Annotated in this window: 9 protein-coding genes; 1 reads left to right on the top strand and 8 read right to left on the bottom strand. The window is 74.2% G+C overall.

Features of this window, described 5'->3' with window-relative positions:
* Positions 1-645 carry a dihydrofolate reductase family protein gene (locus tag C6N75_RS11600; protein WP_105868789.1) on the bottom strand — a complete coding sequence of 215 codons (645 nt, stop codon included), beginning with the start codon at positions 643-645 and terminating at the stop codon, positions 1-3.
* 126 nt (positions 646-771) lie between these two features.
* Between C6N75_RS11600 and C6N75_RS11595 the strand changes: the two genes are divergently transcribed.
* Positions 772-1932, top strand: coding sequence for an FUSC family protein (locus C6N75_RS11595; RefSeq protein WP_105868788.1), 1161 nt, complete (start codon positions 772-774; stop codon positions 1930-1932).
* A gap of 26 nt (positions 1933-1958) precedes the next feature.
* Here the strand turns inward: C6N75_RS11595 and C6N75_RS11590 are convergent, their stop codons facing one another.
* The 7 genes from C6N75_RS11590 to scoD all read right to left on the bottom strand — a co-directional run bounded on the left by C6N75_RS11590 (position 1959) and on the right by scoD (position 11721).
* A complete protein-coding gene (locus C6N75_RS11590; RefSeq protein ID WP_105868787.1) occupies positions 1959-2756 on the bottom strand; it encodes an ABC transporter ATP-binding protein in 798 nt (265 codons plus the stop codon).
* Between the two features lie 3 nt (positions 2757-2759).
* Complete coding sequence (locus tag C6N75_RS11585) at positions 2760-3725, bottom strand: FecCD family ABC transporter permease (RefSeq protein ID WP_105868786.1); 966 nt, start codon at positions 3723-3725, stop codon at positions 2760-2762.
* 56 nt (positions 3726-3781) lie between these two features.
* Positions 3782-4822 (bottom strand): ABC transporter substrate-binding protein, encoded by a 1041-nt coding sequence (locus C6N75_RS11580; RefSeq protein ID WP_105868785.1) that lies wholly within the window; start codon positions 4820-4822, stop codon positions 3782-3784.
* A 101-nt stretch (positions 4823-4923) separates the two neighbouring features.
* A complete protein-coding gene (locus tag C6N75_RS11575) occupies positions 4924-9333 on the bottom strand; it encodes a non-ribosomal peptide synthetase (RefSeq protein WP_105868784.1) in 4410 nt (1469 codons plus the stop codon).
* Positions 9320-9577 carry a phosphopantetheine attachment domain protein gene (locus tag C6N75_RS11570; RefSeq protein ID WP_105868783.1) on the bottom strand — a complete coding sequence of 86 codons (258 nt, stop codon included), beginning with the start codon at positions 9575-9577 and terminating at the stop codon, positions 9320-9322. The genes C6N75_RS11575 and C6N75_RS11570 overlap by 14 nt, the downstream gene beginning before the upstream one ends.
* A 53-nt stretch (positions 9578-9630) precedes the next feature.
* Positions 9631-11214: a long-chain-fatty-acid--CoA ligase gene (locus C6N75_RS11565; RefSeq protein WP_105868782.1), complete on the bottom strand. Its 1584-nt coding sequence runs from the start codon at positions 11212-11214 to the stop codon at positions 9631-9633.
* 24 nt (positions 11215-11238) lie between these two features.
* Complete coding sequence (gene scoD, locus C6N75_RS11560) at positions 11239-11721, bottom strand: (2E)-enoyl-ACP glycyltransferase (RefSeq protein WP_105868810.1); 483 nt, start codon at positions 11719-11721, stop codon at positions 11239-11241.
* Between the last annotated feature and the right edge of the window lie 27 nt (positions 11722-11748).

Here is an 11748-nt window from a genome sequence, read left to right as displayed (position 1 = left end):
CTACGGGGTGGTGCCGGGCGGCCCGTCGAGGACGGTGGGCGCGTACTCCAGCAGTTGGAGCCGGCCGTCGAAGGTGCGGCTCTCGACGAGGTCGAGGCGGACGTCGGGATACTCGTCGAAGATCCGCTCCTTCCCGGTGGCGCCCGTGATGACGGGGAAGACGACGAGGCGGAAGCGGTCCACCAGACCGGCCGCGAGCAGTGAGCGGCAGAGCGTGAGACTGCCGAGGGTGCGCAGCGGGCGCGCCGCTTCCTGCTTCATCTCCCGTACGGCCCGGACGGCGTCGCCCCGGACCAGCTCGGTGTTCCGCCAGTCCGGCGGGGCGTCCAGGGTCGAGGAGAAGACCACCTTCGGCATGGCGGTCAGGTCCGCCATGCCGGGGTCGTCGGGCATCTGCGCCGCGAAGCCCGACATCAGCCGGTAGGTGGCGGCGCCCATCAGGCTGATGTGCTGCTTCTCGCCGTCGCTGTCCAGCCAGGCGAGGTATTCGGGCCCTTCCATGCCCCAGAATCCCGGCCAGCCGTCGGCGGAGGCGTATCCGTCGAGCGAGACGATGAAGTCCCACCATGAGGTCTGCCATCGCGACTCCTCCTCCGGGAGCTGAGGTGTGTGCCGGCAATGACCGGCGCGGCGCCGTGAACTCATCGCCGGCCGGTCGTCCGCGAGGCTCCCGGCGGGCGCGCCAGGCCCCGATACCGTGCATAGGTGGACCGTCCGGGCAACTCTCAGGCCCGTACGGATGCGGCGAGCGGGAGTTCAGGGCGACAGGGCATGACGTGGGCGGCGAGTTGCGGATCATGGCTGAAGAGGGCGCTGCGGGCGCCCGGACACGAGCGGAACACGGCTCTGCTGGTCGGCAAGAGCGCGTTGGCGGCGACGCTGGCCTGGTGGGTGGCGTATGACCTGCTGAACGCGGCGTCGCCGGCGTTCGCGCCGTTCTCCGCCGTGCTGATCATGAACGCGACGATCTACCGGTCCGTCTGGCAGTCCCTGCGCTACACGGCCGCGGTCACCGTGGGCGTGGCGGTCCAGGCGGCCGTCGGCTTCGTCGCCGGCCCGGACCTGTTCGCGTTCGTCCTGGTCGCCGTCATCGCCCTGTGCCTCGGCCAGTGGCCGGCCCTGGGCGAGCAGCGCTCGCAGGTCGCCACGGCGGCGTTCTTCGCCTTCTCCACCTACGTCACCGCGACCGGCACGGGCGAGCGGGTGAGCCAGCTCGGCCAGATCATCGTGCTGGTGCTGGTGGGGTGCGGCGTGGGACTGGCCGTGAACCTGTGCGTGGCGCCGCCGCTGCGCTACCGCAGCGCCGAGCACGGACTGCGGGCCCTCGCGGCGGAGGTCGAGGCGCTGCTGGACGACATGTCCGACGGCCTGTGCACGGGCGACGTGGACGCGGAGCGGGCCCGGCAGTGGCGTGCGGCCGGCGAGAGCGCCCAGCGGGCGGTCGGGCAGGCCAGGGCGGGGCTGAGCACGGCGGAGAACAGCCTCCCGTTCAATCCGCGCCGGCTGCTGCCCGCCCACCGCGGCTATCTGAGCTTCGAGCGCTACCGGCAGAGCGTCGACGCCCTGGAGCGCGCGGTCTACCAGTTGGGGTCGCTGACCCGCAGCCTCGGGCGGTGGCGCGAGACGGAGAACACCTACACCTACGCGCCCGCCCTGCGCGCGTACGCGGACTTCGCCGGCAGCCTGCGCGACATCGCGCACATCCTCGCCGCTCTGGACAGCGACACCCTCACCGAGCAGGCCGAGGAGATGTGCCGGCTGGCCTCGATCGCCCAGGAGGCGCTGGACGAGGTGCTGAGCACGGCCCGGGAGGACGAGCTGCCCCTGTCGGACGCCTCGCGCCCCTACGGCGTCCTCGTGGTCGAGGCCGGCCGGCTGATGGAGGAGTTCCAGAACACCTGCGACGTCCTCAAGGAGACCGCCGACGCCTGAGGCGGCCGCCCCGGCGGCCCGGCCCGCTAGGAGGTGGTGGCCGCCCCGGGGTGCGCCAGCGGCCGGGCGGCGTAGGTGATGCGGGCGACGCCGTCCGCATGGCGCTCGGTGGTGGCGCGGACGCCGAAGACGCCGGCCATGAGGTCCGGGGTGAGCACCTCCAGCACCGGCCCGGCCGCCACCACGGCGCCCTCGTTCAGGACCACCAGGTGGTCGCAGAGGCGGGCCGCGAGATCGAGGTCGTGCAGGACGGCGAGCGTGGTGACGCCGGTGGCCCGGATGAGGTCCATGAGCTCGAACCGGGCCCTGATGTCGAGGTGGTTGGTGAGCTCGTCCAGGACCAGCAGCCGGGGTTGCTGGGCCAGCGCCCGGGCCAGCAGCACGCGCTGCCGTTCGCCCCCGGACAGCGAGGCGTAGTCGCGGTCCGCGAAGGGGCGTACGCCGCAGCGGTCGATGGCCTCGGAAACGGTGTCGCGGTCCTCCGAGCCGTCGCGGCCGAGCAGTCCGTGGTGCGGCGCGCGACCCAGGGCGACGATCTCGGCGACCGTCAGTCCGGTGGTGTTGCCGCCGGCGTCCTGGAGGACGGCCGCGGTGCGGCGGGCCGCGGCGCGCGGGGAGAGGCGCCACACGTCGTCGTCGCCCACCCGGACCACGCCCTCCGCCGGCCGCAGCGACCGGTAGACGGTGCGCAGCAGGGTGGACTTGCCGCTGCCGTTGGGGCCGACGAGTCCGACGACGTCGCCCCGCCGGGCCGTGAGGCTGACGTCCCGGAGGATCGCGCGGTGCTCCAGGGTGACGTGGAGCCGGTCGAGGGTGAGGTCCATGGTTCAGTCCAGGCCCTTGCTGCGGTGCAGCAGCCACAGGAAGAAGGGGGCGCCGAGCAGGGCGGTGAGGATGCCCAGCGGCAGCTCGTTGGGGCGGTCGAGGGTGCGGGAGAGCAGGTCGACGAGGACCAGGTAGACGGCGCCGAGGAGAGCGGTGAGGGGCACCAGCCGGCGGTGGTCGGCCCCGGTCGTCAGGCGCACCAGGTGCGGGATCATCAGGCCGACGAAGCCGATGCCGCCGGCGACCGCGATGACCGTGCCGGTGAGCAGTGCGCTGAGCACCAGCAGGGCGGCGCGCAGCCTGTTGACGTCCACGCCGAGCGCGGTGGCGGACTCGTCGCCGGCCAGCAGCACGTTGAGGCGGCGGCCGAACAGGGCGAGCAGGGCGGTGGTGAGCAGCACCACCGCGGTGACCGCGGGGACCTGGTCCCAGGTGGCGCCGGCCACGCTGCCCAGCATCCAGAACATGACCGTGCGCAGCTCGGTGGGCGTGGCCTGGAGCTGGACGTAACTGGTCGCCGAGAGGAAGACGTAACCGATGGCGACGCCGGCCAGCACCAGCCGCACCGGTGCCAGCCGTCCCCGTCGCTGCCCGAGGGCGAAGACCAGCGCACCCGCGGCGACCGCCCCGAGGAAGGCGGCCGCGGACACCCCGAAGCCGGCGAGCAGGGTGCCGCCGCCCAGGGTGATGACGAGGACCGCGCCGAGCGTGGCGCCGTAGGAGAAGCCCAGCACCACGGGGTCGGCGAGGGGGTTGGACACCACGGTCTGGAGGACGGCTCCGGTCACCGCCAGGCCGGCGCCGACCACGGCGGCCAGGACCACCCGCGGGGTGCGGAAGTTCCAGACGATCTGGTCGAGCGCGGGGTCGGCGGGGGCGCCGCCCGCCCCGGTGACGTGGTGCAGGACGACCCCCCACACGTCGCCGATCGGGATGGTGACGGCGCCGACGCTGATCGCCACGATCATGGTGGCGGCCAGCGCGGCCGGCAGCAGGACGAACGCCAGAGGGGCCCTGGCCCGGCTCAGAGCGCGTCGGGGTGCAGCATCTCGGCGATCTTCTCCACGGCCAGGTCGTTGCTGGGGCCGAGGTACATCGAGTCGGAGAGCGTCACGTAGGCGTTGTTCCTGGCGGCCGGCCACTGGGGGAACTCCTTGAGCAGGTTCTCGGCGAAGGCCGCCGGGTCCGGGTCGTTGTAGCCGATGACGACGAGGGCGTCGACGTCGGTGGCGGCGACCTCCTCCTTGCTCAGGTCGGCGAAGGAGGTCGCGGAGGCGTTCTCGAAGGCGTTGGCGCCGCCGGCCTCGACGAGGATGTCGTTGTAGATGCCCTTGGCGACGACCGAGCCGAAGTCGTTGCCGCCCATGGACATGTTGGAGAACAGCACCATCACCTTGGGCCGCTTGCGGCCCTTCACCTTGCCCGAGACGGTGGCGATCCTCTTCTCGGAGGCGGCGATCAGCTCCTCGGCCCGGTCGCTGACGCCGAAGACCTTGCCCATGTCGCGCAGCAGCCGGTAGCTGTCGTCGATGGTCATCTTGGAGGTGTCCTGGTGGCAGCCCTGCGGGGAGACGTAGGTGCGGGCCCCGGCGTCCTCGAGCTGTGCGCGGGTGGCGAAGCCGTTCTTCTCCTCGAAGCCGTACGCGGTGGTGGACAGCACCAGGTCGGGGCGCAGTCCGATCATGGTCTCGCGCGGGACGTCGAAGGCGTCGTTCTGCCGGACGTCGCCGTCGGGCAGCCTCCTGATGGCCTCGGCGCGGCCGGGCACCTCGGAGCCGCCGTAGCTCTGCTGGTTGGCGACGATCTTGTCGCCCTGTCCGAGGGCGAGCAGCGTGGACACCTCGGCGACCGAGGCGCCGTTCATGACGACCACCCGGCTGGGGGCTTTGTCGAAGGTCTGCTTCTGGCCGCAGTTGTCCAGGGTGACCGGGTAACTCGCGCCCGCCGTAGCGGCGTCGGTGGTCCGGGCGCTCGCGTCGTCGTCCGCCGACGGGCCTGAGCAGCCGGCCGTCACCAGGCAGAGGGCGGCGGCCAGGGCGGCGACGGCCGACCGGTTCAGCGACATGCGGGCTCCTTGCGTGGGGGCCGCGCGGGCGGCCCGTCGGGTTCTGGTGGAGTAGTCGGGTCGAAGCGGGTGCGCGTTCCCGGGGCGCCGCGTGCCCCGCGTCACGCGCGGTCCGTCCGGTGGGCGGCGGCTCGGCCCGTCGGCGCGGGGAGCAGGCCGGCGGACACGCAGTGGTCGAGGTAGCGGAAGAACACCGGGCGGTCCAGGGGCGGGCAGGCGATGCCGGAGCCCTCCAGGCCGGCCCGGACATGGTCCGCGCGCACGTGTCCGAGGCGCAGGTCCGCGCCGTCGGCCGGTTCGGCGGAGTCGAAGAAGGCGAGCGTGGTGGCCGCCGCGTCGGCGGTGGGGGCAAGACGCTCGCGCCAGCGGGCCAGGGGCAGTTCGGCTACGGGGTAGCCGTATGCCCGCACCCAGTCGTAGACGTCCGGCAGGCGTACACGGGGCGCGGTGGCGTGGTGGAAGACGGGGCCGTGCTCCGCCGCGGCCGGACCGAGGCACAGGTGCGTCAGGGAGCGCGCCACGAAGTCCGCCGGGGTCCAGACCTCGTCCTCGAAGAGTTCCGGGACGATGCCGGCCGGGATGCCGGCGCGCAGTACGCCCCACAGGAAGTCGCGCTCGTTGACGTGGCCCGTGCCGGCCGGTCCGACCACGCGGCCCAGGCGGTGGACGGTGACCGGCAGCCCCCGCTCGGCGGCCTGCTCCAGCAGCCGTTCGGAAGCCCACTTGGTCTGCTGGTAGCCGTGTCGCAGCCCGTCGTGCGGCGGCAGGAACTCCTCCGGCACTTCGGGGCTGCGGCGTGCCGGGGGCGCCACGGACAGGGTGGAGACGTAGTGCAGGGGGACGGCGCGCGCGGCGGTCAGCCGCAACAGTTCCCGGGTGGACTCGGTGTTGACGGCGCGCAGGGTGGTGTAGTCGCGCATGATGCTGACGCTCGCCGCGTTGTGGAAGACGGCGTCGCAGCCGGCGGCGAGGTCGGACCGGGCCTCCGGGCCGATTCCCAGTCCCGGACGGCCGAGGTCGGCCGGCAGGGCCTTCAGGCGGGCGAAGGCGTCGGTCGGGGGTGTGACGCCATGCCGCCGCAGGGCCGCGCGGAGACGGGTCGCGGCCTCGGCCACGCCGTCGGCCCGTACCGTGCAGACGATCTCGGCCCGGGTGTCGGACAGCAGTGCGGCCAGGAGGTGGGCGCCGACGAAGCCGGTGGCGCCGGTGAGCAGGATGCGGCCGGGGGCGCGGTCGAAGGGTCGGGGAGGGCCTGCTGCCCCGGGGCGGATACCGGGCTCCAGGACGGTGTCGTCCAGGAGGGTCGGCGGGAGGGCGGTGGCGGCGCAGCGGCTCCGCCTGGCCGGCGGGTCGGCGGGGGTCCGCCGCCGTCCGTCCGGTTCCCGCCGGTCGTGGCCGTTCCGTTGCGGAGGTTCGCCGGCGGGCTGCCGGCGGCCGTCCAGGAAGTCGGCCAGGGCTGCGGCGGCGGGGTACTGGAAGAGCCAGCCCACCTTCACGTCCCGGCCCAGTTCGGCGGCGAGGCGGTTGGCCGCCTGGATGGCCTGGAGAGACTGCGCGCCCAGGTCGAACACGTCGGCGTCCACCGGTACGGCGGTGCCCAGCAGCCGCCCCCAGACGCCGGTGATCACGCGTTCCAGCGGGCTCGCGGCGTCGGCGGGCCGGTGTTCGGCGGGTCGGGCCAGCGCGGCCCGGTCGATCTTTCCGGAGCTGGTCCGGGGCAGCTCCCGCACGGTCTCGACGGCGGAGGGGACCAGGGCCGCGGGCAGCCGGGAGCGCAGGTGCTCCCTGACCTCGGCGGCGGAGGGCGCCCGGCCCTCGGGCACGACGTGGGCGACCAGGCGGCGGGTGCCGTCCGGCAGCACCTGTCCGGCGACCGCCGCCTGCCGGACGCGCGGGTGGGTGAGCAGCGCCGTCTCGACCTCTGCCGGCTGCACCCGGTGCCCGCTGATCTTGAACTCGGTGTCGGCTCGGCCGAGATGGCGCAGTCGCCCGTCCTCCCCCACCCGCACCAGGTCGCCGGTGCGGTAGGCCCGCGGGGCGCCCGGGAGGGCTTGGAGCGGGGCGAAGCGCGAACCGTCCGGCGTCTCGGGGCGGTAGCCGTCGGCGAGTGCGGGGCCGAGCAGGTACAGCTCGCCGTCGACCACGGCCGCCCGGGTCCCGGGCAGGGGCAGTCCGATGGGTACGTCCCCCGGGGCGAGGCCGGCGTCGTGGAGGTCGGCGACGGTGGCGACGACGGTGGCCTCGGTCGGCCCGTAGGTGTTCAGCAGCGCCACCGACGTGCCGACCGCCGCGCGCCAGCGCTCGACGCGTTCGGGCAGCGCGGCCTCACCGCCGATGACGACGGTCCGCACGGCGTCGGGCAGCGTCGCGGCGCCGGTCGAGACGGCGTAGGCCACCTCGTGCCAGTAGGCGGTGGGCAGGTCCAGGACGCTGGTCCGCAGCCGCGCGCACTCCCGCAGGAAGTGCGGCACCGACTCGGTCATCCCCTCGCCGCGCAGGACGAGGGTGGCTCCCGCGCACAACGTCAGGAAGATCTCCTCCACACTGGCGTCGAAGTGCAGCGGGGCGAACTGCAGGACCCGGTCCTCGGGGCGCAGTCCGTAGCGGTGCGCGGCCGCGGCGGTGAAGTGCGCCAGGGCGCGGTGGGCGACCGCCACGCCCTTGGGCCGGCCGGTGGTTCCCGAGGTGTGCAGCACGTACGCGAGGTCGTCGGGCACGGCGCCGGCAGCGGCGGACGGGGTGGGCTCGCGGTGGGCGCTCGCGCGGTCGCCGACAGCGGGGTCCGCCTCGTCGAGGAGCAGGGTGGGGTGGCCCGCGAACGCGGCCGGGCGGGCGCCGGTGGTCAGGACGAGCGCGGGATCGGTGTCGCGGAGCAGGCGGCGTAGGCGCTTCGCCGGCGCGGCCGGGTCCAGGGGGCAGTAGGCGGCTCCGGCGAGCAGTACGCCGAGGACGGCGGTGACGGCGTCGGCGCCGCGGGGAAGGGCCACCGCCACGACGTCGCCCCGGCCGACGCCTCGGGCCCGCAGGCGCCGGGCGGTGCGCCGGGCCGCGTCGAGGAGCCGGCCGTAGGTGAGGGTGGCGCCGGCGTGCTCGACCGCGACGGCGCCGGCCCGGCGGGCCGCGTGCTCGGCGATCAGGTCCATGACCGGGCGGGCGGGCACGGGCAGCGCTCCGCCGTCCAGGACGGGCACGGGGGCCGCCGACCGGCTCGCCGGTGCTTCGCCGAGCGGGCGGTCCGGGTCGGCGACGGCCTCCCCCAGCAGCCTGACCAGGCCCTCCTGGAAGGCCGTGGTCTCTGCTTCCGTGTAGAGGCCGGGGTGGGCGTCGACGGCGATGCGCAGACCGGTGCCGTCACCCCGGTCGTAGACGTTGACGGCCAGGTCGTCGACGGGGCCGGCGGACACGTTGTGCACGGTGCTGCGGCACCCGGCGAAGTCGAGGTCGTAAGGGAACGGCATGAGGTTGACGCCCGGCCCGGACAGCCGGCGCTGCCCGCCGACTAGTCCCAGGTCGCGGCGCAGCCGCTCGTAGCGGTAGCGCTGGTGCGGCCGGCCGGCGCGCAGCTCGCGGGAGATCCGCACGGCCAGCTCGCGGAGGGTGTCGCCCGGGCCGACCGGCACGCGCAGCGGCACGATGTTGCGGACCATGGCCGGCACGCGCAGGGACACGGAGCCGAGGCGGCTGGTCGACGGGACGCTCAGGATGATCTCCGCGGCGCCGGTGTGCCGGTGGAGGCAGGCGGCGGTCACCGCGTGCACGACGTCCGGCCAGGTCACCGACAGGCCGCGGGAGACCTCGCGCAGTGCGCCGGTGCACCTCTCGTCCAGGTCGGTGGCGTGGCGGTGGAAGGCGCGGGCGGGCAGGGCGGACCGGCCCGCCGGGGAGGGGACGTGCGGACGGTCGGCGTACCGTTCCCGCCAGTAGGCGCCGTCCGCGGCGTGGCGGGCCGATCCGAGGTAGGCCCGCTCCTCGGCGAGGACGGACTCCAGCGTGCCGAAGCCGCACTCCGGCGCGGGCTCGCCGGCCATGAGCGCGCTGTAGGCGCGGGCGACGTTCCGGGCCACCAGGGAGAGTCCGAAGCCGTCGAGCGCGATGTGGTGGACCCGGTGGTACCAGAGGTGCTCGCGCGGCCCGGTCCGCAGCAGCGCGTGGCCGAAGAGCGGGCCGCGTGTGAGGTCGACGGGGCGGGCCATGTCCTGGTCCATCCAGGCCGACGCGGCGGCCCGCGGGTCGGGTGCGGCCGTCAGGTCGGCGATGTGGGTGCGCCACACGCCGGCCGGGCCGGGGACCTGCCACGGACGCCCCGCCTCGTCGGTGGCGAAGGTGACGTGCAGGGCCTCGGTCCGGGCGACGACGTGGTGGAGGGCACGGTCGAAGGCGGCGGTGTCCACCGGGCCGTCGATGCGCACGTACTCGCCGGTGTTGTACGCAGGGCTGCCGACGTCGAGTTGCTGGCCCGCCCAGATGCCCTCCTGCGCGGCCAGCAGGGGCCGGCGCTCAGGCCCGCGCACGGCCTGCCCCTTCCGCTCGCGCGGACAGCAGCTGCCACCACTGCTCGAAGGAGGTGCGTTCGGCCAGTTCGACGAAGCTGACGTCGGCGCCGGCCCGCTGCCAGCGCTCCAGCAGGGTGGCGATGCGCAGCGAGTCCAGGCCCGCGTCCAGCGGGCTCTGCCGCAGGTCGACTTCGGCGGGTTCGAGGAACAGGCACTCCGCGAGGTCCGCGCGGAAGCCGTCCAGGGTGAGGGGTTCGGGCATGGGGGGTTCTCTCTCCAGGGTGGCCGGATGGGGCAGGTGCCGGATGTGCGGCCTCAGTTGACGTTGCGTGCGGCGTCCGCCCAGAAGCGGTCGCGCAGCTCGCGGCGGAGGATCTTGCCGCTGGGATTGCGCGGCACGGCGTCGATCAGCTCGTAGCGGGCGGGCAGCTTGAAGGCGGCGAGCCTCGGCACGAGGTGGGTGTGCAGTTCCCCGGCGGTCGGCGGCCGCCCGGGGCCGGGGACGACGAACGCGTGCACGCACTCCCCCCAGCGTTCGTCGGGAGCACCGACGACGACGGCCTCGGCCACCCGCGGGTGACTCTCCAGGGCGTTCTCGACCTCCGCGGGGTAGACGTTCTCCCCGGCGACGAGGACGGCGTCCTTGATCCGGTCGCGAATGAAGAGATAGCCGTCCGCGTCCTGGTACCCGGCGTCCCCGGTGTGGATCCAGCCGTCGACGAGCGTCTCGCCGGTCTGGTCGGGCAGGCCCCAGTAGGCGACCATACGGGCGGGGGTGTGCAGGCAGACCTCGCCCACCTCGCCCGGGGGCAGTTCGCGCCCCCGCTCGTCGAGGATCTTGACCCGCACGCCCGGGTAGGGGCGTCCGGCGGACTGCATGAGGGGGCCGCCGGGGACGTGCGCGGCCGGAGGCAGGCACACGGCCGTGTTGCCGGTCTCGGTCAGGCCGTAGATCTGCGCGAACTCGCAGTCGAGGACGGCGAGGCTCTCCTCGAGCAGCGCCTCGGAGATCGGCGACCCGCCGTACACGGTCTTGCGCAGGGTGGTGAAGTCCCGCGCGCTGGCACCGGGTTCGGTGAGCATCATGCGGAGCATGGCGGGGACCACGCAGGCGGTCGTGACGCCGAGGCCGCGGATGAGGTCCAGGGCCTGCCGGGCGGTGAAGGCCGGCATCACCACCACGGTGGCGCCGGCGTCGAGGTTCTGCGCGGCCCACCACAGGCCGCCGACGTGGAACCCGGGTATGCCGACCAGGGAGATGTCGTCCGCCCGCCAGTCGAGCCAGTCGAGGCCGGCCTCGGCCAGCGCGTCGCGGATCGCGAAGAAGCTGCGGTGGGCCAGGACGACGCCCTTGGGCAGGCCGGTGGTCCCGCTGGTGTAGAGCTGTGCCAGCGGCATGTCCGCGTCCGCCTCGAACCCGGTGTCGGTGTCGTCGTGCCCGGCGCTCCATGCCGCGACGGAGCCGACCGGCACCACGATCCGGGACGGCTCCGTGGGCAGGGCCTCGGCGGTCGTCGCGCACGCGTCGTCCAGCAACAGCAGCCGGGTCCCGGAGTCCTGGAGGATGTGGCCGACCTCGGGCGCGGTGAGCCGCCAGTTGACCGGGACCAGCACGGTGCCGGTCTTGGCGCAGGCGAACAGCGCCTCGTAGTAGTGCTCGGACTCCTTGCCGAGGAACGCGACCCGGTCGCCTTCGACGAGGCCCGCGGCTCGCAGGGCGTGCGCGATGCGGTTGCTGCGGCGGTGCAGCTCCGCGTAGGTCAGTGTGCGGCCCTCGCACACCACGGCCGCGGCCTCGGGCCGCCGGGCGGCGTGGAGGCGGGCGGTGTGGACGAGCGTGCGCGGTTCGGGGCGGTGACGCGGTGCGCCGCGGGGCCGCGAGGCCCTGGACGTATCCATGCGGGTGCCCTTCGGTGTGGTGGGTCAGGGGACGTTGACGAAGGCGAGGGTCGCTTCTCCGTCGCTCCGGCCGCCGTGCGCGTCGCGGTAGCGGAAGGCGGTCCGGGCGTGCAGGAAGGGGCCGGCGCCGCCGCCGGCCCGTCGGACCACGGAGGTGAACTCCATCTCCCCGGTGAACGCGCGGGGATCGACGGGCCGCCGGAAGTGGGAGGTGAAGCGGGCGATGAGGATGTCGGGGAGCTGGTGGCGCCAGAAGTCGTCGAGGGTCCAGTCCTCGAAGCCGGTCAGCAGTCCCTCGGCCACGGACTTGGCGACCAGGTAGTACATCATCTGGTTGTAGGCGATGTTGACCTCGACGGCGTTCAGGTGGCCGGTGTCGTCGATGTAGCAGGACTCCGGGATCGAGAACGCGCAGCGCGCGGAGGTCAGTCCCTCGACGGCCGTGACCTCGGCGGCCAGCAGGTACCGGCAGTGCGTCTTGTAGGGCTCCAGGACGCGGGCCAGCAGCGCCTCGTCGGTGGGGTGGGGCCGCTG

The sequence above is a fragment of the Streptomyces solincola genome (assembly GCF_002982015.1).
Taxonomy (GTDB): Bacteria; Actinomycetota; Actinomycetes; order Streptomycetales; family Streptomycetaceae; genus Streptomyces; species Streptomyces solincola.
The sequence above is the reverse complement of the archived record's forward strand: the minus strand, read 5'-3'. Positions and strand labels throughout refer to the sequence as shown.

Excerpts from the sequence above, each read along its gene's own strand:
- C6N75_RS11565 (WP_105868782.1), bottom strand. The coding sequence starts at position 11,214 with ATGGATACGTCCAGGGCCTCGCGGCCCCGCGGCGCACCGCGTCACCGC.
- C6N75_RS11580 (WP_105868785.1), bottom strand. The coding sequence starts at position 4,822 with ATGTCGCTGAACCGGTCGGCCGTCGCCGCCCTGGCCGCCGCCCTCTGC.
- C6N75_RS11585 (WP_105868786.1), bottom strand. The coding sequence starts at position 3,725 with ATGATCGTGGCGATCAGCGTCGGCGCCGTCACCATCCCGATCGGCGAC.
- C6N75_RS11570 (WP_105868783.1), bottom strand. The coding sequence starts at position 9,577 with ATGCCCGAACCCCTCACCCTGGACGGCTTCCGCGCGGACCTCGCGGAG.
- C6N75_RS11600 (WP_105868789.1), bottom strand. The coding sequence starts at position 645 with ATGAGTTCACGGCGCCGCGCCGGTCATTGCCGGCACACACCTCAGCTC.
- C6N75_RS11595 (WP_105868788.1), top strand. The coding sequence starts at position 772 with ATGACGTGGGCGGCGAGTTGCGGATCATGGCTGAAGAGGGCGCTGCGG.
- C6N75_RS11590 (WP_105868787.1), bottom strand. The coding sequence starts at position 2,756 with ATGGACCTCACCCTCGACCGGCTCCACGTCACCCTGGAGCACCGCGCG.